Raw genomic sequence first — 23,271 nt, 5'->3', positions numbered from 1 at the left:
GCGTGCGCGTGCCCACTACAATGCGCGGCTGTCTTGCCTCCTCGTAGTTCAATGGATAGAACGAGTGCCTCCTAAGCGCTAGATACAGGTTCGATTCCTGTCGAGGGGACCAAATTTATAGCAAAATGGCTCCTAGCGCTTAATGGATACGCGCTAGCAACTATCAAAACAGAAGCAACTCAGTGACAGGCATTTCCAGTGCGTGCGGTAGGGCCTGCAGCGACGCAAAAGCCCGCCGCCCCTCAGCTTCTTGAACCGTCTTTGCGCACGCCGCTGTCGGAAGTCGCCTTAGCCGCCTCTCCAGCATCTTCGGTCTTGACCGCCGTACCAGCAGCCGCGCCGCCCAGCGCCCCGGCAATACCGCCCAAGGTGCCCCCAACGACCACGCCCACCGGGCCGGCGACCGCAACGCCCACCGCCGCACCCGCAGCCGCGCCCGCCATCATGCCGCCGCCCACCAGCACAGAATGGGCCTCGCGATCGGCCTCTTCAGGCTCCAGGGCGGTCTGTGCCCCCGGCCGCGGGTCTTGCGACGGAATGCCGTAGCCGGGGCGGGCTTGTTCGGCCAGGTCCTCATCAACAGGCAAGGAGCCCGGACTGGAAATAGTGGATGGATGCATGTGCGTCTCCTGAGAAGGTGGCCGACGAAACAAACAGGGTTTCATCTCCATCTCTTTTATGGCCCGCTCCACGCGTTGGACGCCATCCGGCAGACCGTGAGGCTGTCGGACAATGCCCGGTGCCCACGCAGACGCACAGCTTCTCAGGTCAATACGCCACTTACCCACCTAAGATCAAGCCCATGTCGGCATCCCCTTCCCCCTCCACCGTCCCTTTTGCCCCCCAGCCATCCGCCGGCGCACTGGCGCAGGCGCTGGGGCTGCCCGTCTTTGCCCCGCACTGGCATATGCCGCAATACCCCGACGGGGCCGTAGGGCCGTGGCAGATGAAGCGCACCGGCGTGGGGCTGGACCGTGGGTACCACAGCGGCCCGTGTGTCACATCGGGATCGACGGTGCTGATGCGGCAAAGCGCTGCGGGCGGGTGGGAAACCTGGATGTCGCTGTCGCCGATGGAGATCGAAAGCCAGGAACTGGCCTGCCACCACGCGCGGGGCCACACGGTGGTGATGGGCCTGGGCATGGGCTGGGTCGCGGCGAACATGGCACTGCAGCCCTCGGTGGAGCGCGTGACCGTGGTGGAGCGGGATGGAGACGTGCTGGAGCTGTTTCGCCGTTGCCGCGTGCTGGAGGGGCTCCCGGAGTCCGCCGCGCGCAAGGTAGAGCTGGTGCAGGCCGACGCGCTGCAGTGGCAACCTCAAGGCGCGCCCGTTGATTTTTTGTATGCCGACATCTGGCTGAACCTGGCCGAGTCACACACCTTGGCCGAGGTGCAGCGCATGCAGGCCAACGTGCTCGCCACGCAGGTGTACTTCTGGGGGCAGGAGCTGGTGCTGGGTGCCATGGCCTGCGCCCAGGCAGAGCCCAATACACCCGTCTGGGCCGACGCGGTAGACCGCGCTGTGCGCGAGACGTGTTTGCCCCTGCTGGCGCTGGCCGAGGAAGGCTATGCCAACCTCATTGCGCGGGTGTTGCAGTTGCGCCAAGGCCGCCAACCCAACGCCGGCTGACTGGCTGGCAGCCCGGCCAGGGGCGCCGGGCTGCTTGCGCTATTTGGTGAGCCACTTGCGCTGCGCGCGCGGCTGTATGGTGATGTCCACACTCTGGTGCATGGCAGGCTGGCCGCTGGCGGTGTCGGTTTTCACCACATCTTCCAGATCGATGTCCTTGACCTCTGAATGGGTCGCTTCTTCTAGGTCTGCCAGGATGGCGCTGACTTTGCGTTCAGCCTCATCGACCTCGGATTGTGGCAACGGCGAAATGCGCATCATGGGCGGCTCCTGTGAGATAGACCCATTCTGGCCGTGGCGCATGCGCTGCGCGTGTCATCCTTTGCCGACGGCCGGGTGTCAGCGTGACGGCCATCCCGGAGGTCTGGACATGCCCAGGCGGTGCGCGATTTCAGGCCGCCTGAGGCGCAGCGCGGTCGGCGCCAGAGGGCCGACCAGCAGTCATCGCACTGCCCATGGACGCCGCCACGATGCAGCCAATGGCCAGCCACTGGATGGCGCTCAGGTGCTCGCCCAGCAGCACCAGGGCCAGCACGGCGGCCACCGCAGGCTCCATGCTGATCATGATGCCGAAGGCCTCCTTGGGCAGGCGCTTCAAGGCCATCATTTCGAGCGAGATCGGGATCGCGCTGGAGACTGCCGCCACCGCCACGCCGATGAGCAGCACCGTCGGCGACAGCAGCGCAGCGCCCGCATGCGCCACGCCCACGGGCACCACCACCAGCGCCGCCACCAGCAAGCCCAGCGACACCGAATGCCCCGCGTGCAGATGCCCAGCACGTTTGCCAAACACGATGTACAGCGCCCAGAACACCGCTGCGCCCAGCGCGTACAAAACCCCCACCGGGTCCAGCGTGCTGCCGTTGAGCCCCAGCGGCAGCAGCATGCCCAGCCCGGCCATGGCCAGGGCCACCCACACAAAATCCACGGCACGCCGTGACGACCAGATGGCCACCGCCAGCGGCCCCGAGAACTCGATGGCCACCGCCAGGCCAAACGGCAGGGTGCGCAGCGACATGTAGAACATGAGGTTCATGGCGCCGAGGGCCGCGCCATACAAAACGACGGCACGCGCATCGGCCCGCGACAAATGCCAGCGCCACGGCCGCCACAGCAGCAGCACCAACAAGGCCGAAAAGCCCACCCGCACAGCGGTGGTGCCCTGCGCGCCCACCACGGGAAACAGCCAGTGCTTGGCCCAGGAGGTGCCGATGCCCAACGCGGTGACGGAGCCCAGGACGGCGAGGAAGGGGAAAAAACGTTGAAAGAGAGAAGCGCTCATGCGTAAAAATATAGTTCGACCTGTGCGTGTTTTTGGCTCTGTTTGAAGGCCTTCCACGCAACTTTCACTCGCCGCCGCCCGCCCACCGGAGCCATGAATGACCGCCCCCGCCGCCCTCGACCGCTTTGACCTCGCCATCCTGGACATCCTGCAGACCGACAACACCACGCCCCAGCGCGTGATTGCCCAGGCGGTCAACCTGTCGGCACCCGCTGTGCAGCGTCGCATCCAGCGGCTGAAGGACAGCGGCGTGATCCGCGCCAACGTCGCCGTGCTGGACCCGGTGAAGGTGGGCAAACCGCTGACCATCGTGCTGGAGGTGCACCTGGAAAACGAGCGCCCCGACCGCACCGCCCCGCTGCGCGCGCGCATTGCCGCCGAAGACGCTGTGCAGCAGTGCTATAGCGTGACGGGCGAGGCGGACTACCTGCTGGTGGTGACCGTGGCCTCGATGGAGGACTACGAAGCGCTGACGCGGCGCCTGTTCGAGGGGGATGACAACGTGCGGCGGTTCCGAACCTCGGTGGCGCTGGGCTGCCTCAAGGCCGGGCTGCATGTGCCGCTGGACCGCACATTGCCAGACGCATGATCGTCACAGCCCCAGCATCTTGCACATCTGCGCACCCGTGAGGCGCTGGCGCGGTCCGCCCAGCAGCTCGCACATGCGGGCGTTGAGCGGTGCCTGCGCCCCGTGCTGCGCCGCCAGCCGCACCACCGCGCCGCTGAGCGCATCGATCTCGGTCACGCGCCCGGCCTCCAGGTCGTCCCACATCGACGAGCGGGCCGTGGCGTCGATCTGCAGCATGCGTTTGGCCAGCCGCGTGAACAGCCAGTTGGGCAGCCGCAGCACATGGGGCAGCAGCGTGGGCGACACGGCGGTGACCTGGGCGGGTGTGATGCCCGCGCGGGCCATCACGCTCAGCGCCTCGGTCTGCAGGGCGGCGAAGACACGGCGGCAGTCGCGGTCGAGCAGCTCTTGCCGCAGGGGCAGATCAGACAGCGCATTGACCGGGTTGTTCAGGTTGAGCAGCAACTTGCCCCACTGCACCGCACGGATGTCAACGGGCAGCACCGTGGCCAGGCCTGCGGCGCTGAAGACAGGCGCGATGCGTTCGGTGACGGCATCACGCTGCAGCTGCAAGTGGCCCGCGGTGGCGCGGTGCACCTGGGCGCCACGCAGCACCACGTTGTAGGGCACCATGCCGGCCAGCACGTTCAGGCCGGGCGCCAGCGCCGCGACGCGGGCCACGTTGTCCACGCCGTTCTGCAGCGAGATCACCGGGGTGCCGGGCGCACAAGCCGTAGCCAGCTCGCGTGCGGCGGATTCGGTGGCGCCGCTTTTGACGCACAGCAGGATGATGCTGTTGGCATTGGGTGCGGCGTCTGCCAGCGTGTGGGCCAGTTGCAGCGCAGACACGGGCACAGTGCGGTCAAAGCTGTCCAAGTCGGTGACCTGAAGGCCGCGCAACGCGATGGACTCCAGCGCATGCGGGCGCCCCACCAGGCTGACCGGCTGGCCGTGCGCTGCCAGGCGCCCACCCACATAACAACCAATGGCGCCTGCGCCGAGAACGATGAAGTGCATGCGGTGGGGTCCTTTGACAGCGGGAGATAGGGCACCGCGATGGATGCGGCGCCCGCGCATTGTGCGGCGACGCGCTCACGGGGCCTGGCGCAGAGGCGACGGCGTCTGCAGGTATTTTTAGCTTCAAATTTTGAAGTTTTTGGGCCTCCAGCGCTTTTCTATCAAGCGTCAATAGCTATTAAATTTGAAGCATTATCAACTGGCAGTACCAGCGTCCAAGGCGCTTGCCACCAGCAGATCTCAGCCAAACCGCACAGTCGCCAGCAGGCCCCCCAGGCGCGGCGAAGCGCCCAGTTGCACCGTGGCGCCATGGGCCTGTGCAATGGCCTGCACGATGGCCAGGCCCAGGCCGCTGCCGGGGGCGCCTTCCGAGGTTTCGCGCACAAAACGCAGCATCACGCGCTCGCGGTGCTCAGGGGCGATGCCAGGGCCGCTGTCTTCCACCGTGAGCACGGCGTGGCCGCCCTCCCTGCGCACCTGCAGGTCCACCTGACCGCCGGGTGGGGTGTACTTGATCGCGTTGTCCAGCAGATTGCGCGCCAGCATGCGCAGGGCTTCGGCATTGCCGGGTACGGTGGCGGCGTCGGAGTCGAGCAGGCCCACGTCCATGCTGCGCACCTGCGCCGCGGGGGCCACGTCGGCCAGGGCCAGCTGGGCCACAGCGCGCAGGTCCACGGGCTCGGAGGGAGCGGTTGCGGCCTCTTGCCGGGCGAGGGTAAGCAGTTGCTCGACCAGGCGCGTGGCGCGGTCGATGCCGGCCGACAGGCGTTCGATGGCGGCAGCACGCGCAGCATCGTCGCCCGCGCGCTGCAGACCCTGCAGCTGCAGGCGCAGCGCGGCCAGGGGCGAGCGCAGCTCGTGCGCGGCATCGGCCACAAAGTGCTGCTGGGCATCGAACGCGCGCTGGACACGCTCGAACAGCAGGTTGAGTTCACTCACCAGCGGCTGCACTTCGTCGGGCAGCTGCGCGTCGCTCACGGGCGAGAGGTCGTCGGCCTGGCGCTGGGCCAGTTGGCGGCGCACGCGCTCCACCGGGGCCAGCGAGCGGCTCACCCCCCACCACACGGCCAGCACCAGCAGCGGCGCCATGATGGCCAGCGGCGCCAGCGTGCGCAGCGCGAGGCTGCGGGCCATGTCACGCCGTGCGCCCATGTTCTGCGCCACCTGGATGACCTGCGAGCGCGTCTGCATCGAAAACACGCGGTAGGTGCCGCCGCGCGCCTGCACGTCGGTAAAACCCAGCACGGCGATCTGCGGCAGGGCTGCGCCCACAGCCGATTCAAAAATGCGCAGGCCTTCGTTGGTCCACACCTGCACGATGAATTCGTGGTTCTCGTCTTCGGGGTCCAGGCCGGGCCCCAGGCCCTGCGCATCGACCGGCAGGCCTGAGCGCAGGGCCAGCGCGGTCTGTTGCATGTGGTAGTCGAACAAGGCATCGGCCTCGGCCAGCGCCCCCCGGTAGGCCAGTGCGCCCTGCACTGCGCCGGCCAGCACGATGGCTGCAAGCAGAAAGATCAGCAGCCGCGTGCGCAGCGAGCGCGGCAGCAGCGCGTGAAAGGCTTGGGTGATTTTTTCCGTCATGCTTTGGGCACCAGGTAACCAACGCCGCGCACGTTGAGCAGAAGGTCCGCACCGAGCTTCTTGCGCAGGCCGTGGATGTAGACCTCTACCGCATTGCTGCTCACCTCGTCGCCCCAGCCGTAGAGCTTGTCTTCAAGCTGCTGGCGGGACAACACCATGCCGGGCCGGGCGATGAGCGGCTCCAGCACCGCCCATTCGCGCGCCGACAGCACGACGGGAACACCCTGCACCGTGGCCTCGCGCGTGGCGGGGTTGATGCACACGCCCTTGTGCTCGTACACCGGCTCGGCCCGCCCGGCGGCGCGGCGCAGCAGCGCGCGGATGCGGGCGAGCAGCTCGTCCAGGTCATAGGGCTTGAGCACGTAGTCGTCGGCCCCGGCGTCGAGCCCTTCGATGCGCTGGGCCACGGCGTCGCGCGCGGTGGCCACCAGCACGGGGGTGCGGTTCTTGCGGGCCCGCAGGTCGCGCAACACGGCCAGGCCGTCGCGCTTGGGCAGGCCCAGGTCCAGCAGCACGAGGTCGTAGGGCTGGGTGCGCAAGGCGGTGTCGGCCGCATCGCCGTCGCGCGCCCAGTCCACGGCGTAGTGCTCGGCGCGCAGCAGGTCCAGCACGGCTTCGCCGATCATGGGGTCGTCTTCAACGAGCAGCAGGCGCATGGCAACGGGTCCAAGGGGTCGGTGAAATGTATTGCGCCAAGGATAGCGGCGGCGCCACGGCTTGCCGTGGACAGGGCCTCATGGGGGTCGCACCGTTCGTCATGTCACATCACTGCCACAATCAACGGGCGCTGAGCGAACAACCCGACCCCTGTCTCGGGCCATAAAAACAGAACGTAAGGAGCAAGAGCGATGGCATTCCACAAAATCCGGTTCATTGCTGCGGCGGCCGCGCTGGCGACCTTGTCGGCAGGCGCGCAGGCACAAGGCGTGGTCAATGCGCTGTGCAGCACCGACGCCCCTTGGTGCGAAGCCGCCGCCAAGGAGTTCACCAAAAAGACCGGCATCAAGGTCAACCAGGCGCACAAGGGTACGGGCGAAATCGCGGCGCAGCTGCGTGCCGAGGCCAACAACCCCAAGACCGACATCTGGTGGGGTGGCACGGGCGACCCGTTCCTTCAAGTGGCCGAACAAGGTCTTCTGGCCGAATACCGCCCGGGCTATCTCCAGGATCTGCACGGCTGGAGCGTGCGCCAGTACGCGATGTCGGGGAACCAGGTGGGGGGCTTCTACAGTTCGGCCATCGGCTTTGGCTACAACACCGATACCCTCAAGAAGAAGAAACTGCCCGAGCCGCAATGCTGGGCCGATGTGATCAAGCCCGAGTACAAGGGCGAGGTGGAAATCTCGCACCCGGCCTCCAGCGGCACGGCCTACACCGTGATTGCAGGCCTGGTGCAGCTGATGGGCGAGGACAAGGCTTTCGACTACCTCAAGGCCTTGCACAAGAACACCACTACCTACACCCGCAGCGGCCAGGCGCAAGCGCCCAATGTGGCCAAGGGCGAAGTGGGGGTGGGCATCACCTTCATGTTCAACTTCGAGAAGTGGAAGGCCGACAAGTACCCGGTCAAGACCCAGGCCCCCTGCGAAGGCACCAGCTACGAGATCGGTGGCATTGCCCTGATCAAAGGTGCGCGCAACATGGAGAACGCCAAGAAGTATTACGACTGGCTGATGAGCGCCGAAGGCCAGGCCGTGGGCGCCCAGGTGGGCAGCTACCAAGTGCCGGCCAACAAGAGCTTCAAGATGGACCCGCGCATCCCGACACTGGACAACGTCAGGCTCATCAAATACGACTTTGAAAAATACGGCAAGGCTGCCGAGCGCAGGCGCCTGATTGACCGCTGGACCAAGGAGGTAGAGGCGCTGCCGCGCTGACAGGAGCCGCCCGCCGCAAGGGCGTTGCCGACGGCAGGCGCTCCTCACGGCTTACCCCAGGCGCACTGGCACAAAGATCTTGTTGCCATCGCGCTCTATCAGCAGCGCCACCGACTTGCCCGCCTTGGCCATGGCCGTGCGGACCTGGTCGATGTTCCTGGCGGGTGCCCCGTTGATGGCCAGCAGCACATCGCCCGGCTGCACACCGGCCGCCGCAGCGGGGCCACGCGCCTGTTCAATCACCAAGCCCTCGCTCACACCCACCTCGCGGCGCTCCTCGGGGTCCAGCGGGCGCAGCGACAGGCCCAGCTGGCCCTTGCCTACGGCATCGTCATTGCGCGCCTGCTTGCTGGCCTTGTCACTGGAATCACCCAGCGTAGCGGTCAGCTCCAGCGGCTTGCCCTGGCGCCACACCGACAGCCTGGCCTGCTGCCCCGGCTGCGCCTGGCCCACCCAGGCGGGCAGGTCGCCCGAGGCCACGATGGGCTGGCCATCCACCTGGCGGATCACGTCACCAGCCTGCAGGCCCGCCTTGTCGGCCGGGCTGCCCTTGCTGACGCTGGCGACCAGCGCACCCTCGGGTTTGTCGAGCGCGAACGATTCCGCAAACGCCTGGTTCACCTCCTGCACGGCCACACCCAATTGCGCGTGGCGCACCTTGCCGGTGGCGACGATCTGGTCCTTGATCTTGGCGGCCAGCTCGATGGGGATGGAGAACGACACGCCTTGGTAGCCGCCCGAGCGGCTGTAGATCTGCGAGTTGATGCCCACCACCTCGCCGCGCGCATTGAACAGCGGCCCGCCCGAGTTGCCGGGGTTCACCGCGACGTCGGTCTGGATGAAGGGCACCAGGCTGTCGTCGGGCAGCGAACGGCCCTTGGCACTGACCACACCCGCCGTCACGCTGTTCTCGAAGCCAAAGGGCGAGCCGATGGCAAGCACCCATTCGCCCACCTGCAGGTCGCGCGTGCTGCCCAGGCGCACCGTGGGCAGGTTCTTGGCCTCGATCTTGAGCACGGCCACGTCGGTCTTGGGGTCCGAGCCCAGCACCTTGGCGCGGAACTCGCGCCGGTCGGTGAGCTTGACGGTGACATCGCTCGCGCCCTTGACCACGTGGGCATTGGTCAGCACCAGGCCGTCGGGGCTGACGATAAAGCCCGATCCCTGGCCATGCGTGGGCACGTTGGGCTGGCCCTGCGCGCCCGCGCCGGGAAAGCCGAACTGGCGGAAGAACTCGTAGAACGGATCGTTCGGGTCGATCTGCGGACCCCGGCGCTGGCGCGCTGTGGGTTGCCCTTCATCGTCGTCTTCGTCGTTGGCCATCGCCGTCTTGGTGCTGCCCGTGACACTGATGTTGACGACGGCCGGGCCGTTCTGCGCGGTGATCTGGGCAAAGCTGGGCAGCGCGCCACCGGGGGCGGCCGGGGTCTGCGCAACGATGGGCGCGGCGGTGGGGGTCAAAGCGCGCGCCTGGTGCCCGGTGATGAGGCCTGCGCCCGTGGCGCCCACCGCCCCCGCGGCCACCAGGGCCAGGATGAGGCGGCGGGGGGTGGAGGTCAGCGTGGTCGTGTTCATGGTGGGGTGCCTTTCCAATCGGAGTTGCGATGGAGGGCAGTGTGGACACGCACACTTAGACGAAACTTAGGCGCCCCGAGGATCAGCAGGCTGACCCGGTCGGTGGCAGCCATCGCAGCAAAAGGCTCCGGACTACACCGCCCCGCGCCCCTTCTGGCTCTCAAAGTACACCACCTTGCGCGCGCGCATCACGTCGCCCAGCGGGCGGTGCGCCGCCAGGGCCTGCCAGGGGTCGAACACGGCAGCCTCCACCTGCTCGGCCAGCGTGGGGTCGGCCGCAGGGTCTTGGCGGGGCAAGGTCAGCCGGGCCACGGTGGTGTAGGGCGTGGGCCAGTCCACGCTCGCGTCTTCGATGGGGGTGGTGGCCTCGTCCACAAAGGGCTGCAATTGCAAATCCCATTGCAGGTTCTGCTGGCGCAGACGGGCAGAAAACTCGGCGTTCCAATCGTCCTGCACCTGGGTGACCGGTGCGCCATTGGCGACATGGGGCACCAGCCGCACGCGCACCGCATAGGGCCCACACGCGATGGGCGCAGCACTGTGTACGGCATGCGCTGCAAAGCCGCCGAAGGGCCGACCGAAGGTCTTGACCGTCTTGGCGATCTGCTTGGCGGCCCCCAGCAGCCCGTGGCGCTGCACCAGGAACTTGATCAACGTGCCGCCGCCATGCGAGGCAGCCACCACAAAGTCTACGAACTCGCCGCTTTGGGGAAAGGCGAACTTCTCCTGGTTGATGAGCGTGAAGTCCTGGCTTTTGGCAGGCCCGTTGCCCAGGGCGGAATCGCCCTGCACGCCCAACACGCTGAACGAAAAGCCCCGGATGTCAGGCTTGCGGTCGGAGGTCTTGTCCATGCCGCCATTGCTCAGCCGCACCAGCACCTCGTACCGCCCGGGCTGGGCAAACAGCCCGTGGGACGCAAATGCAGGCAGATCGCCCAGCACCTGCAGCTGGCCCCGCGCGGCGGTGAGCTGCTTGCGGTGCAAGCCCCGGCCTGTGCCGTACTTCTGCGACTTGCGCGCCTGCAGTTCGGCGAACTGGCGCGCATATCCGGCAAAGCGCTGGGCCTCGTCGGGGGCCACCACTTCTTTCCAATCGGTGCTGGGGGTGTAGCTTGTGTCCATGAACGACCTCGGTTGAAAGCCAGGGTGCATGGTAGCGCGGCATGCCGAAAAACGGGCACCTCGCTGGCCGCTGCGCTCAGAGGCGGCGAAACCGGTACACGATCGCCCCCCGCACCACCTCCCCGGGCGCCAACCAGCGCATGGGAAAGGCCGCGTGGTTGGGCGCATCGGGGTACTCCATGGGCTCCAGGCAGATGCCGTCGCCCGGCTGCCAGAGCCAGTCGCCCTGCCGCGCGCCACGGCCCCGGTCGCGCGCCGGTTCCGCTTTGAGACCATGGCCCGCATAGACCTGCACACCGGGCGCTGTGCTCCAGACCTCCATCGCACGGCGGCTGCCGGGCTCGCTCAGCAGCGCGGCCAGCCGCAGGCCCGTTGGGGTGATGGATGACACGGGCGGCGCATGGGATGCATCCGATTCGTCCAGCACCAGGTAGTGGTCCAGCCCGTCGGCCAGGGCCAGTTGCTCGCTGGGCGCTGCCACTGCGTCGCCCACGCGGCGGGCCTCGCGGAAGTCGAATGGCGTGCCCAACACGCCAGCCAGCGCGCCCGTGGGGCACACGTCGGCTGCCAGCGGCACATAGCGGCTGGCGGGCACCTGCAAGGTGTGGCCGTGGGTGCTGCCCTGCCCTGCCAGGTTGAAGAATGCATGCCCGGTGAGATTCAGCATGGTGGGCGCGTACAGCGCCTCCGCCGTCCAGGCCATGTGGAGTGCGTTGTCGGCCGTGACCTGCAGGTGAAGCTGCACGCGCACATCGCCGGGTACACCGTCGTCTTCGGTGCGAAAGGTGTGGCTCAGGGTGAGCGCATCGGCTTGCACGTCTTTGACCGCGAACACCTGAAAGCGGCTGCCCCGTGGCCCGCCATGGTGGTGGTGTGGGCCGCTGTTGGTGGGCAATTGCAAAAGCGAACCATCCGGCAGGGTGAGCTTGCCTGCGCGCAAACGCCCGGCCCAGCGCCCGATCAATGCGCCCATGGAGAGTTGCCCGTCCAGGTAGCCCTGCAGACTGTCGTAACCCAGTGCCACATCGGCCAGGCCGCCCTGCCCGTCGGGCACCGCCACCTGCGCCAGGCGAGCGCCGTAGTTGCTCACGGCCACCTGCAGGCCGCCTGCGCCGCGCAGGGTGAAAAGATCGGTGCGCTGCCCGTGCAGGTCGCGCTGAAACGCTTCGCGTGATAGGGAATAGGCCATGGCCGCAAGTCTATTTGGCAACAGGTGGCTCGGGCGTATCGCGCGTGACCAGCCAGATGCCCGCGCACACCAGCACCAGGGCCAGCAGGTTCTTCCACTCCAGCAGCGCCTCGCCCAGGAACAGCGCCGACAGCGCCGCGCCGAAGATCGGCACCGTGAAGTTGAACACCGTGATCTGGCTCACGCGGTTGTGCTTGAGCAAGATGCTCCACAGCGAGAACGCGGCCGACGACAGCAGCGCCAGGTACACCAGCAGCGCGGTGGAGCCCCACGTGAAGCCCGTGAGCGACCCGCCCAGACCCCAGCCGATGGCCAGCAGCGCCACGCCACCCAGGCCCAGTTGCCAGCCGGTCATGACCACCGAATCCATGCGCTGCGAGACCTGTTTGCCATAGATGCTGGCCGCAGCCAGCACCAACGCGGCGATCACCACAAAGCCCTCGCCCAGCAGCGTGAAATCCATGTCTAACGTGCCGCGACCCAGGTTGACCACCATCACTCCGACAAAGCCCACCAGGCAGCCCCACAGCTTGGCGTGGCTCAGGCGGTCGTTGTGATAGACCCAGTGCGCCAGCAGCACGCTGAAGAAGGTGCCCGTGGCATTCATGATCGAACCCTTGACCCCTGTGGTGTACGCCAGCCCCACGTAGAAAAACACGTATTGCAGCGTGGTCTGCGCCAGCCCAAGCACTATCAGCTGCCGCCCTGCTGCAAAGCCCAGACCCCAGATGGCCTTGCGCGTGGCCACGGCCCAGGCCAGCAGGATCAGCCCCGCCCCCAGAAAGCGCCAGCCGGCGAATACCAGCTGCGAGGGAATGTCGCTCCTGGCAATGCCAAACCAGGCGTAGCCGGTCTTGATGGCAGGGTACGAGCTGCCCCACAGCAGGCAACACAGCAGCGCCAGCGCCACCACGACCTTGCGGTCGGAAAATCGGGTGTGACCCATGAGAAACGGTCTTTCAAGGACAACAGCCCTTGCAGGCAAGGGCTGTTGAAGAGGGAACACAAAGGGCCGGGGCCCGGCGGGGTTCAGGTGACGGGTGCGGGGTTGAACAGCACCAGCGCGTTGTGCAGCTTCCAGTGCTCGGCCCAGGTCTTCTTGCGGCCGCTGGCCACGTCGAGCAGCAGGCGGAACATCTCCCAGCCCAGGTCTTCGATGGTGGCCTCGCCGTCGGCGATCTTGCCGGCGTTGATGTCCATCAGGTCGTGCCAGCGGCGCGCCAGGTCGCTGCGCGTGGCCACCTTGACCACGGGGCATTCGGCCAGGCCGTAGGGCGTGCCCCGGCCGGTGGTGAAGACGTGCAGGTTCATGCCGGCGGCCAGTTGCAGCGTGCCGCAGATGAAGTCGCTGGCGGGCGTGGCGGCATACACCAGGCCGCGCTGGTCGCGGCGCAGTTTTTCGCCCGGGGCCAGCACGTGCGAGATGGGCGCGGTGCCGCTCTTGATGATGGAGCCCATGGCCTTCTCGGCGATGTTGGACAAGCCACCCGCCTTGTTGCCCGGCGTGGTGTTGGCCGCGCGGTCCACGCGGCCGCGGTCCAGGTAGCGGTCGTACCAGCCCAGTTCGCGCACGATGGCTTCGGCCACCTCGGGCGTGGCTGCGCGGCTGGTGAGCTGCTCGACCGCGTCGCGCACCTCGGTGTTCTCGCTGAACATCACCGTGGCACCGGCACGCACCAGCAGGTCGGCGCAGAAACCCACGGCCGGGTTGGCGGTGACGCCCGAGAACGCATCGCTGCCGCCGCACTGCACGCCCAGTACCAGCTCGCTGGCGGGGATGGTCTCGCGGCGGCGGGCGTTCAGGCGCGTGAGGTGGGGCCTGGCGCTTTGCAGTATGTCATCCAGCATCGACATGAAGCCCACGTGGTGGTCGGCCTGCAGACACACCGTCTCGGGGCCCAGGGCCGCATCGCCCTCGTCGGTGATGGGGAAGCTGCCCGGGGGCAGCAGGCGGTCGGGCTGCAGCTTTTCGCAGCCCAGGCTCACCACCATGATCTCGCCGCCGAAGTTGGGGTTCAGGCTGATGTGCTTGAGCGTGCGGATGGGGATGACCGCGTCGGGCGCGTCGATCGCCACGCCGCAGCCGTAGCTGTGTTCCAGGCCGATCACGTCGTCGACGTTCGGGAACAACGGCAGCAACTCGGTCTTGATGCGGTGCACGGCCTGCGCCACCACGCCGGCCACGCACTGCACGGTGGTGGTGATGGCCAGGATGTTGCGCGTGCCCACCGAGCCGTCGGCGTTGCGGTAGCCCTCGAAGGTGTAGCCAGTGAGGGGTTCGAGCACCGGGGGCTTCACCGTGGCCATGGGCAGGCCTTCCAGCGCACGGGCTGCAGGCATCTGCAGTAGCCGCTCGTGCACCCAGCTGCCTGCTGGGATGTCCTTGAGCGCGTAGCCGATGGGCACGTTGTAGCGGCGCACCACGGCGCCTTCAGGGATGTCCGCCAGTGTCACCTTGTGGCCCTGGGGCACCTTGTCGCGCAGCGCAATGCCAGCGCCGGGCACGCCGGGCGGCAGCACGGTGCCGGCGGGCAGGCCACCGTCGTTGGCGACGATGGCGACGTTGTCTTCCGCATGCATGCGGATGGTGAGGGCTTCTCGCATCGGGTCTGTCACTTCTTTAACTTCTTGCTGGCGCTACACAGCTTGCACAAAAAATCGCGCCATGCCGCTGCCAGGGTCATCCCAAGCGCCGCGCACATTGCACTGCCTTCACATCGTCACACCCGGTGGACAAGCCGAGGCAGGGGGCCGGCTGGTTGCGGCCAGCCCCCCGCGCTTCACCCACCACCCTTGAGCACGAGGTCCGGCAGCCACATCGAGAACTGCGGCACGTACGTCACCAGCATCAGCGCCACGATGAGCGCGCTGTAGAACGGCCAGATGGTTCTCATCACCTCACCCACGGAGATGCCCCCGATGGTGCAGCCAATGAACTGCGTGGTCCCCACCGGCGGCGTGTTCAGGCCCAGCGCGCAGTTGATCAGGATCACGATGCCGAACTGCTCCGTGCTCATGCCGAACTGCTGGCAGATGGGCAGGAAGATCGGCGTGCAGATGAGGATGGTGGCCGCCATGTCCAGGAACGTGCCCAGGATGAACAGGATGATGTTCACGCACAGGAAGATGACCCATGGCGACGTGCTCATGGACTTGAGTGCCTCGCCGGTCAGCTCGGCCACGCCGTACAGGCCGATGAGGTAGCCGAACATCGAAGAGATGCCGATCAGCAGCAGCACGGTGCCCGTGGTCTTGACGGCCTTGGAGGCGGCCTTGAGAAACTGCTCGCGGGTGAGTTTCTTGTAGACGAACACCGACAGCAGCAATGCCCAGATCACCGCCACCGAGGCGGACTCCGTGGCCGTAAACGCCCCCGACAAGATGCCCGCGATGATGATGACCACCACCGCCAGCCCGGGGACCGACGCCCGGAACGAGATCCACACGATCTCCCAGCCGGGGAACGTGCCCGATGGGTAACCGCGCTTGACGGCCACCAGGTAGGCGGCCAGCAGGTTGCACACGGTCAGCAGCAGCGCAGGCACGATGCCGGCCAGGATCAGCGCGGCAATGCTCACCTTGCCGCCGGCAGCCAGCGTGAAGATGATCAGGTTGTGCGACGTGGGCATGAGCGCGCCCACCAGCGAGGCGTGCGTGGTCACGTTCACCGCGTAGTCGGCGTGGTAGCCCTCTTTCTTCATCTGCGGGATGAGCACGGCGCCCATGGCAGACACGTCGGCCACGGGCGAGCCCGAGACGCCGCCGAACAGCGTGCAGGCCAGCACGTTGCTCATGCCCAGCCCGCCGCGCACATGGCCGGCCACGCTCTTGGCGAACACCACGATGCGGTCGGCAATGCCGCCGTACATCATGATCTCGCCCGCGAAGATGAAGAACGGAATCGCCAGGAACGAGAACGGGTTCATGCCCGAAATCATCTGCTGGAAGCCCACCGCCAGCGGCAGGCCTTCATACAGGATGGTCGCCAGTGACGACAAACCGATGGAAAAGGCCACGGGCACGCCCAGCAGCAGCAGGAGCGTGAAGGTCACGCACAGAATGGTCAACGCCATGATGGTGGAATCTTTACTGGAACATTAGGGTGCGGAGGGAGGCATGCAGGGACCGCTTCGGTCATGTCCGCACGGCGCATGAAGCGGGCGTGACCCCTGCCAGGGCAGCCGAGCAAGGGCCGCCCCGCAGCGAGGGCTGCGTCCCTCTGCCCGCATGGCGCAGCCATGCGAGAGCGGGGGGAAGCGCCGCAGGCGCTCAGGGGGGTGTCGTTCATCTCAATGCCAGGCGGGCTCAACCTCTGTGCCGCGGACCAGGGCGATGATGTGCTCGAGCGAGAACATCGCCACCAGCACGCCAGCGAGCGCGGGGGGAACGTACTTGAACGCTTCGGAGATGCCGAGCGTGGGAATCTTGTAGGGCGCCACGGACTCGGCCAGCACGCCGCAGTTCCAGGCCATGACCACGCCGAAGATCAACACCAGCACGTGGATCACGATTTCCAGCTTGTGGCGCAGCCAGTCGGGCGCGAGCACCAGGAACGATTCGAGGCCGATGTGTCCGGCATCACGCACCCCCACGGCCATGCCCAGCATGGTCACGTACAGCACCAGCAGCACGGCGCTGCTTTCGGCCCAGGTGGGTGTGTTGTTGAAGATGTAGCGGCCGACGACCTGATAGAGCACGGCGCACACCAGCAGCACCAGCCCCCCGACACCTAGCTGAAGGCAGGTGCGCGCGATGAAAGCGCAGAGACGCGTATACATAAGAGACATTCAGAAGACAAAAATGGGATGGGCCCCAGCGCACCGCAGTTCGCCGGGGCTCGTGCAAATTACTGCACCGCGTCGATGCGCTTGACCATGTCCTGGAGCTTCGGGTCCTTCAGGAACTTGTCGTACACCGGCTTCATGGCGGTCTTGAACGCAGCCTTGTCGATCTCGACGATCTGCGCGCCGCCGGCCTTCACCGTAGCCAGGGACTTTTCTTCACGCTCGTCCCAGATCTTGCGCATGAAACCCACCGATTCCTTGGCTGCAGCGCGGATGGCCTTTTGCTCGTCAGCGCTCAGGGTGTCCCACACGCGCTTGCTGAACAAGAGGATCTCGGGCGCCATCGAGTGCTCGGTCTTGTTGAAGTACTTAGCCACTTCAAAGTGGCGCGAGCTTTCGTAGCTGGGGTAGTTGTTCTCGGCAGCGTCCACCAGGCCGGTCTTGAGCGCGGTGTAGACCTCGCCGAAGGGCATGGGGGTGGCGTTGGCGCCCATGGCTTCGAGCAGGGACACCCACAGATCGCTCTGCTGCACGCGCACCTTCAGGCCCTTGACGTCGGCCAGGGTCTTGACGGGCTTCTTGACGGTGTAGATCGAGCGGGCGCCGGAGTCATAGAACGCCAGGCCCACGAAGCCTTGCGATTCGCAGTCCTTGAGGATCTCGTCGCCGATGGCGCCATCGAGCACCTTGCGCATGTGTTCCTTGTCGCGGAACAGGAAGGGCATGGTGGGCACCATGGTGGCGGGGCAGATGTTGTTCATGGGCGCGACGTTCACGCGCGTCATGGCAATCGCTCCCAGCTTGGTCTGCTCGATGGTGTCCTTCTCGATGCCCAGGGAGCCCTTGGCATACACCTTGATGCTGTGCTTGCCGCCCGTGGCCTTGGACAGCGTCTCACCCATGTGGCGCACGGCCAGCACGGTAGGGTAGTCCTCGGGGTGGATGTCCGACGAGCGGAACTCCGTGGCCTGCGCAGCCAAGCCGCCGAACAGGACGCTGGCAGCCAATGCGACGCGGCCAAACAGATGGGGGATTTTCATGGTTGTCTCCTGGGTTGAAGTGTTGTGAATTGGGAGAGTTCCGGGGCCTGTTGTCCTCAGGCGCTCCGATAGGGTGTTTCCGGCAACCCCGCCACGCCGGGCCGAGTGGCAAAGATGGCGCCGCCGAGCGCCGCGTCGTCGCCCTGCGGCTGTCCGGGGAGGATGGAGGTGATGAACAGCACATCCAGGCCCGGGCCGCCGAAGCTGCACATCGAGGGTTTGCTGGTGGGCACGGTGATGGAACGGTCCAGGCGGCCGTCGGGGGTGAAGCGGTGCACCACGCCGGCGTCGTTGCCGCAGATCCAGTAGCAGCCGTCGGCATCCACCGCGCCGCCGTCGGGCCGGCCGGGCAGATCGCGCATGTCCACGAAGAGCGAGCGCTCGCCCAGCGACCCATCGTCGTGCAGCGGCAACTGCCAGATCTGCTGGCTGCTCGGGTGGCTGTCGCTCAGGTACATGGTCTTGCCGTCGGGGCTGAAGCCCAGGCCGTTCTGCGTGACCAGGCCCTGCACCTGCGGTGCCGACAGGCCGCGCTGCGCGTCCATGCGGTACAGGCTGCCTGCAGCCTGCGCCAGCGACATGTCACGCACCATGGTGCCCGCCCAGAAGCGGCCCTGGCGGTCGCAGCGGCCGTCGTTGAAGCGCATGCCGGGCTGGGGGTGGTCCACGCCGGCCAGCAGCGTGGCAGCCAGCGCGCCTCCCACTTGGGGCTGCAGGTGAAAGACGCCTGTGTCCATGCCGGCGATCAGCCCGCCGGCTGCGTGCAGCGCGATGCAGGCGGGACGCTCGGCGGTGTCCCAGCTTTGCAGGTGCTGGTCCGCATAGGTCCAGCGGTGCAGCTGGCGGCCTTCGATGTCCACCCACCAGAGCGCCTGCTCGGCAGCGCTCCACACGGGGCTTTCGCCCACCTGGTCGCGGTGGTCGGGCAGCAGCAGGTCTACGGCAGGCGTCATCTGCGCGCTCATTCGAAAGGGCCGGTGCGCACGAAAGGGCCACCCTGGTAGATCACGGCGGGGTCGGTCAGGTCGGGATGCGGATCGGCAGCCTCGACCTTGGCGCGGAAGGGCTCGGAGCTGTCCTGCGGGCGGTAGCCGATGTGGCGCGCCAGGGTGTTGTCCCACCAGATGGTGGTGTTGTCGCCCATGCCGTAGATGGTGCTGTGGCCCACGACCGGTGCGGTCAGGCTGGCGACCACCAGGCGCTCCAGGTCGTCGTAGCTCATCCAGGTGGCCAGCATGCGGCGGTTGCGAGGCTCGGGGAACGAGGAGCCGATGCGCAGGCACACGGTCTCGATACCGTAGCGGTCGAAATAGAAACGCGAGAGGTCTTCGCCAAACGCCTTGGACAGGCCGTACAGGCCGTCGGGGCGGGCCGGGTCTGCCAGGCCCACGACTTCGTCCTGGCGATAGAAGCCGGTGACGTGGTTGGAGCTGGCGAACACCACGCGCTTGACGCCCTGCTTGCGCGCTGCTTCGTACAGGTTGTATGCGCCGACGATGTTGGCCTGCAGGATCAGGTCCCAGGGCTGCTCGGTGGACACGCCGCCCAGGTGGATTACGGCGTCCACGCCTTCCAGCAGGCTGAGCACGGCGCCGGCATCTTCCAGCCGCGCAGGGCGCACTTCCTCGCCCTCGGATTCTGCGCCCAGGTCTGCGATGTCCGACAGGCGCAGCGTGGTGCAGTAGGCCTTCAGGCGCGAGCGCAACTCCTGGCCCAACCCTCCGGCAGCCCCGGTCAATAGCAGGCGTTGGAAACGGATGGGCGTCGGATGGCAAGGCATGGCAGTTACAAAGGCTGAGGTTCTTGGTACAGTGGCGACAGATTCTGTTGAACGTCATCAGTTGTCGTACAACGAAGAGCAATGTACCGCTTCTGCCCCCGGCGCCCCATAGGGATAACACCAAGAAATGACCACCGATACCCTGCTTCGCCGCAAGCCCCGCACCCTGGCCCTGGAGCTTGTCGAATCCCTGGGAGACCGCATCCGCGACGGCCGCCTGGCACTGGGCGACAAGCTGCCCACCGAGGCGGCCATCATGGCCGAGTTCAGCGTGAGCCGCACCGTGGTGCGCGAGGCGATTTCCAAGCTGCAGGCCTCTGGCCTGGTGGAAACGCGCCACGGCATCGGCACCTTTGTCCTGGGGCTGGGCCAGGCGCCCGGCTTCAAGATCACCCCCGACCAGTTCAGCACACTGCGCGACGTGATTGCCGTGCTGGAGCTGCGCATCGGCGTCGAAACCGAGGCGGCGGCACTGGCCTCCCAGCGCCGTACTGAAGCCAACCTGAAAGCCATGCGCGAGGCGCTGGACGCCGTGGCTGCCGCCGTGGATGCGGGCCGCGACGCTGTGGCGGCGGACTTCCAGTTCCACCTGGAAATCGCACGCGCCACGCAGAACAGCCATTTCGCCGAACTGATGGGCACGCTGGGCAGCATGATCATTCCGCGCGCTCGCCTGGCCGCCATGGATTCGGTCAACGACGAGCGACGCCAGTACCTGCGCCGGGTCAACGGCGAGCATGAAAGCATCTATGACGCCATCGTGGGCCAGGACCCCGACGGCGCCCGGGCCGCCATGCGTACACACCTGGCCAACAGCCGCGAACGCCGGCGGCGTGCGCAGGCCGAAGCGAGCTGAATCGCCCTACACGCTCGCCGCTCCTTGATGAACTGGGTGAATCCGAAGGAAGGCGAGGTGCCCGGTTGTTCCATCAGTAGTTACCCGAAATCCAAGGGATCTCCTTATGTTGTACGATGACATACAACGCAATTTGGCACGGCGCACTCACGCGCTCGCGGGCTGCGGCACCTTACAAGGCACCAGGATGTGCCCGTAGCAAGGCATCGCAGCGCACATTGAAAGACTTTCTGGGTGCCAGAGCCTGCTTGCGCTGCGCAACATGCGCGCTCGGCATGCGACCGCCCTTTTTCTCAACCCCCTCCTCCTAACCACCACACCACCATGCATGCAAACCTGATTGGCGGCGCCTGGACCGACGGCGTCCGCACTTACCAAAACACCAACCCCTCCGACACGCGCGACGTGATCGGCGACTACGCCGTGGCCAGCCGCGAGCAAACCCTGGAAGCCGTGTCAGCGGCGCATGCGGCTTTCCCCGCGTGGAGCCTGTCCACGCCCCAGCAGCGTTTTGACATCCTGGATGCGGTGGGCAACGAGATCATTGCGCGCAAGGCCGAGCTGGGCGACCTGCTCGCCCGCGAAGAAGGCAAGACCCTTCCCGAGGCGATTGGCGAAGTGGGCCGCGCGGCCGCCATCTTCAAGTTCTTTGCGGGCGAGGCCCTGCGCCCCGGCGGCGAGCTGATCCCGTCGGTGCGCCCCGGCGTGGGCATCGAGATCACGCGCGAGCCACTGGGCGTGATCGGCATCATCACGCCGTGGAACTTCCCCATCGCCATCCCTGCGTGGAAGATCGCGCCCGCGCTTGCCTACGGCAACTGCGTGGTGTTCAAGCCCGCCGAAGTGGTGCCGGGCTCCGCCTGGGCGCTGGCCGACATCCTGCACCGCGCGGGCCTCCCAGCCGGCGTGTTCAACCTCGTGATGGGCCGCGGCGCTGAAGTGGGCCAGGTGCTGCTGGAAGACGAGCGCATCGCCGGCGTGAGCTTCACCGGATCGGTGGGCACGGGCCAGCGCGTGGCCGCTGCCTGCGTGCCACGCGGCGCCAAGGTGCAATTGGAGATGGGCGGTAAGAACCCCTTCGTGGTGCTCGATGACGCCGACCTGGCCGTGGCCGTGGGCGCCGCGGTCAACAGCGGCTTCTTCTCCACCGGCCAGCGCTGCACCGCCAGCAGCCGCGTGATCGTGACCGAAGGCATCCATGACCGCTTCGTGGCCGCCGTGATCGAGAAGATGAAGACCCTGAAGGTCGATGATGCCCGCAAGGCCGGCACCGACATCGGGCCCGTGGTGGACGACCGCCAGCTGGCGCAAGACCTGGAATACGTCGGCATCGGCCAGCAAGAAGGCGCCAAGCTCGCCTATGGCGGCGAAGCCCTGGAGAAGAACGCCGATGGCGCCCCAGGCTACTACATGCGCCCCGCCCTGTTCACCGAGACCACGCCCGGCATGCGCATCAACCGCGAAGAAATCTTTGGCCCCGTGGTGAGCGTGCAGCGCGTGAAGAACTACGACGAAGCACTGGCTCTGGCCAACGACACGCAGTTCGGCCTGGCCAGCGGCATCGCCACCACCAGCCTCAAGCACGCCACTCACTTCAAGCGCCACGCGCAAGCCGGCATGGTGATGGTGAACCTGCCCACGGCCGGCGTGGACTACCACGTGCCGTTTGGCGGCCGCAAGAGCAGCAGCTACGGCCCGCGCGAGCAGGGGCGTTACGCCGCCGAGTTCTACACGACGGTAAAGACGGCGTACACGCAGGCATAAAGCCAGCGCAAGCGCCCGGACCGGGCAGCGCACCACTGGTGCGCGGTGAAAATGTGGCCAAAATGGCTGCTAGCGCTTATCTATAAAGCGCTGGAAGCTATTTTTTTGATAGCAATATTCATTTCTCTACAAATGGGGTTTCAGGCAAGGCGCCAGCGGCCCCTGGCCATCCAGCGATGGGCTCTTACCCCTCTTGGGCGGGGGCGTGCAGAAGCTCAAGAAACCGGGCAGCGGCCTTGCCCACGGGCCGGTCGCTGCGCACGATGCTCCCATAGGCCGCCAACCGGTGGCTGATGGTGTAGGGCAGTATTTTGAGCAGCCCGTGGGCCTGATAACGGCTGGCGCTGGACTCGGGAATCACCGCGATCATCTGTGTCTTGAAGATGAGGTTGGTGGTGGTCAGGATGGACGAGGTCTCGATCAGCCCACTGTGAAAGCCAGCGTGGTGGTCCCGGAACTCCTGGTCAAGCACTTCGCGCATCGGGCTGCCGTGCGGCTGCAGGATCCACGGAAACTGCAGCATGTCCTCAAACAGCACTCGCTTGCGCCCCACCAGCGGGTGGTCGGTGGCCACAACGATGGACAGAGGCTCCTCGCCGATCGGCCGAAAAAGCAGGTTGTCACGCACCGGGCCCAGCATGCGCCCGATGACCAGGTCCAGTGCGCCTTCGCGCATCTGGTCGACCAGCCGGTCGCTGGTGTCCACTGAAATTTCAATGGACAGCAGCGGGTAGTCCTCTTTCAGCCGAATCAGCGTGTCCGTGAGCTGCTCGGGCGAAGCCGCCATGATGGAGCCGATGCACAGCTTGCCAGCGCCCCCCAGGCGCAGGGCCTGGAGCTCCCGGTTCAGCGCCTCCATGGTGCCGCGCATGCCGCGAAACGTGCCCATCACCGCCTGCCCCGCCGCATTGAGCTGCAGGCCACGCCCCACCCGATCAAACAGCCGCTGGCCCAGCGCGTCCTCCAGTTCGTGAAGCATCTTGGTCGCCGCAGGCTGGGTCATGCCCATGCGCTGGGAGGCGGCATGCAGGGTGCGGTGCTCGTCAATCGCCAACAGCAACGCCACCTGCCGCATTCGCAAGCGATTGAGCAATTGGGAAGTGGTGTCGGTGGTCTGCTCCATTGATAACCCCAAGGAATCATTTCATCAAATAGTTTCAATATACAGGAATCAGTCACATTCCTAAGATCGGCCGCATACCAATA

22 protein-coding genes and 1 tRNA gene are annotated in these 23,271 nt (G+C 66.5%); 6 read left to right on the top strand and 17 right to left on the bottom strand.

The window, feature by feature from the left end:
- Positions 1–37: 37 nt before the first annotated feature.
- Positions 38–112 (top strand) — tRNA-Arg (locus IB243_RS05290).
- A gap of 130 nt (positions 113–242) precedes the next feature.
- Here IB243_RS05290 and IB243_RS05285 read toward each other — a convergent pair.
- Positions 243–620 carry a hypothetical protein gene (locus IB243_RS05285; protein WP_192425571.1) on the bottom strand — a complete coding sequence of 126 codons (378 nt, stop codon included), beginning with the start codon at positions 618–620 and terminating at the stop codon, positions 243–245.
- A gap of 182 nt (positions 621–802) precedes the next feature.
- Between IB243_RS05285 and IB243_RS05280 the strand changes: the two genes are divergently transcribed.
- The gene (locus tag IB243_RS05280; RefSeq protein ID WP_192425569.1) at positions 803–1,630 is read left to right on the top strand and encodes a hypothetical protein; all 828 of its coding nucleotides are present in this window, start codon (positions 803–805) and stop codon (positions 1,628–1,630) included.
- Between the two features lie 39 nt (positions 1,631–1,669).
- On the opposite strand, the gene IB243_RS05275 is transcribed toward IB243_RS05280, so the two are convergent.
- Together IB243_RS05275 and IB243_RS05270 are read right to left on the bottom strand one after the other, a co-directional pair.
- Positions 1,670–1,891 (bottom strand): hypothetical protein, encoded by a 222-nt coding sequence (locus tag IB243_RS05275; protein WP_192425567.1) that lies wholly within the window; start codon positions 1,889–1,891, stop codon positions 1,670–1,672.
- 130 nt (positions 1,892–2,021) lie between these two features.
- The gene (locus IB243_RS05270; RefSeq protein WP_192425565.1) at positions 2,022–2,912 is read right to left on the bottom strand and encodes an EamA family transporter; all 891 of its coding nucleotides are present in this window, start codon (positions 2,910–2,912) and stop codon (positions 2,022–2,024) included.
- A 97-nt stretch (positions 2,913–3,009) separates the two neighbouring features.
- On the opposite strand from IB243_RS05270, the gene IB243_RS05265 reads away from it, so the two are divergent.
- Positions 3,010–3,501, top strand: coding sequence for an Lrp/AsnC family transcriptional regulator (locus tag IB243_RS05265; protein WP_057226284.1), 492 nt, complete (start codon positions 3,010–3,012; stop codon positions 3,499–3,501).
- 3 nt (positions 3,502–3,504) lie between these two features.
- Here the strand turns inward: IB243_RS05265 and IB243_RS05260 are convergent, their stop codons facing one another.
- From IB243_RS05260 to IB243_RS05250, 3 genes are all read right to left on the bottom strand, one after another.
- A complete protein-coding gene (locus tag IB243_RS05260) occupies positions 3,505–4,497 on the bottom strand; it encodes a 2-dehydropantoate 2-reductase (protein WP_192425563.1) in 993 nt (330 codons plus the stop codon).
- A 240-nt stretch (positions 4,498–4,737) separates the two neighbouring features.
- Entirely contained in the window at positions 4,738–6,078 is a 1,341-nt protein-coding gene (locus IB243_RS05255; protein WP_192425561.1) for an ATP-binding protein, read from the bottom strand.
- Entirely contained in the window at positions 6,075–6,734 is a 660-nt protein-coding gene (locus tag IB243_RS05250) for a response regulator transcription factor (RefSeq protein WP_192425559.1), read from the bottom strand. Before IB243_RS05250 ends, IB243_RS05255 begins: the two co-directional genes overlap by 4 nt.
- 192 nt (positions 6,735–6,926) lie before the next feature.
- On the opposite strand from IB243_RS05250, the gene IB243_RS05245 reads away from it, so the two are divergent.
- Complete coding sequence (locus IB243_RS05245; RefSeq protein WP_057226277.1) at positions 6,927–7,955, top strand: ABC transporter substrate-binding protein; 1,029 nt, start codon at positions 6,927–6,929, stop codon at positions 7,953–7,955.
- Positions 7,956–8,006: 51 nt separating this feature from the next.
- On the opposite strand, the gene IB243_RS05240 is transcribed toward IB243_RS05245, so the two are convergent.
- The 10 genes from IB243_RS05240 to IB243_RS05195 form a co-directional block, all read right to left on the bottom strand.
- The gene (locus IB243_RS05240; RefSeq protein WP_192425557.1) at positions 8,007–9,530 is read right to left on the bottom strand and encodes a DegQ family serine endoprotease; all 1,524 of its coding nucleotides are present in this window, start codon (positions 9,528–9,530) and stop codon (positions 8,007–8,009) included.
- Positions 9,531–9,662: 132 nt separating this feature from the next.
- Positions 9,663–10,652, bottom strand: coding sequence for a catalase (locus IB243_RS05235; RefSeq protein ID WP_192425556.1), 990 nt, complete (start codon positions 10,650–10,652; stop codon positions 9,663–9,665).
- A 76-nt stretch (positions 10,653–10,728) separates the two neighbouring features.
- The gene (locus IB243_RS05230) at positions 10,729–11,841 is read right to left on the bottom strand and encodes an aldose epimerase family protein (protein ID WP_192425554.1); all 1,113 of its coding nucleotides are present in this window, start codon (positions 11,839–11,841) and stop codon (positions 10,729–10,731) included.
- Between the two features lie 10 nt (positions 11,842–11,851).
- The gene (locus IB243_RS05225) at positions 11,852–12,787 is read right to left on the bottom strand and encodes a DMT family transporter (protein WP_192425552.1); all 936 of its coding nucleotides are present in this window, start codon (positions 12,785–12,787) and stop codon (positions 11,852–11,854) included.
- An 83-nt stretch (positions 12,788–12,870) separates the two neighbouring features.
- The gene (gene garD, locus IB243_RS05220; RefSeq protein ID WP_225584811.1) at positions 12,871–14,445 is read right to left on the bottom strand and encodes a galactarate dehydratase; all 1,575 of its coding nucleotides are present in this window, start codon (positions 14,443–14,445) and stop codon (positions 12,871–12,873) included.
- Between the two features lie 176 nt (positions 14,446–14,621).
- Complete coding sequence (locus IB243_RS05215) at positions 14,622–15,914, bottom strand: TRAP transporter large permease (protein ID WP_010459442.1); 1,293 nt, start codon at positions 15,912–15,914, stop codon at positions 14,622–14,624.
- A 216-nt stretch (positions 15,915–16,130) separates the two neighbouring features.
- Positions 16,131–16,619, bottom strand: a complete 489-nt coding sequence (locus IB243_RS05210) for a TRAP transporter small permease (protein WP_010459444.1) — start codon at positions 16,617–16,619, stop codon at positions 16,131–16,133.
- Between the two features lie 68 nt (positions 16,620–16,687).
- On the bottom strand, positions 16,688–17,665 hold the full coding sequence (locus IB243_RS05205; RefSeq protein ID WP_010459446.1) for a TRAP transporter substrate-binding protein: 978 nt from the start codon (positions 17,663–17,665) through the stop codon (positions 16,688–16,690).
- 56 nt (positions 17,666–17,721) lie between these two features.
- A complete protein-coding gene (locus IB243_RS05200) occupies positions 17,722–18,618 on the bottom strand; it encodes an SMP-30/gluconolactonase/LRE family protein (RefSeq protein WP_192425548.1) in 897 nt (298 codons plus the stop codon).
- Positions 18,619–18,626: 8 nt separating this feature from the next.
- Positions 18,627–19,445: an NAD(P)-dependent oxidoreductase gene (locus IB243_RS05195; protein WP_192425546.1), complete on the bottom strand. Its 819-nt coding sequence runs from the start codon at positions 19,443–19,445 to the stop codon at positions 18,627–18,629.
- A gap of 127 nt (positions 19,446–19,572) precedes the next feature.
- Here IB243_RS05195 and IB243_RS05190 point away from each other — a divergent pair, with 127 nt between their 5' ends.
- The gene (locus IB243_RS05190) at positions 19,573–20,301 is read left to right on the top strand and encodes a FadR/GntR family transcriptional regulator (protein WP_010459451.1); all 729 of its coding nucleotides are present in this window, start codon (positions 19,573–19,575) and stop codon (positions 20,299–20,301) included.
- A 324-nt stretch (positions 20,302–20,625) separates the two neighbouring features.
- The gene (locus tag IB243_RS05185) at positions 20,626–22,065 is read left to right on the top strand and encodes an aldehyde dehydrogenase family protein (protein WP_192425544.1); all 1,440 of its coding nucleotides are present in this window, start codon (positions 20,626–20,628) and stop codon (positions 22,063–22,065) included.
- Positions 22,066–22,249: 184 nt separating this feature from the next.
- Here IB243_RS05185 and IB243_RS05180 read toward each other — a convergent pair whose 3' ends face one another.
- Positions 22,250–23,188: a LysR family transcriptional regulator gene (locus IB243_RS05180; RefSeq protein WP_192425542.1), complete on the bottom strand. Its 939-nt coding sequence runs from the start codon at positions 23,186–23,188 to the stop codon at positions 22,250–22,252.
- Positions 23,189–23,271 lie beyond the last annotated feature (83 nt).

Source organism: Acidovorax sp. ACV01 (assembly GCF_014851495.1).
Classification (GTDB): Bacteria; Pseudomonadota; Gammaproteobacteria; order Burkholderiales; family Burkholderiaceae_C; genus Acidovorax; species Acidovorax radicis.
Note: the sequence above shows the minus strand (reverse complement) of the source record. Positions and strands in the feature narration are given on the sequence as shown.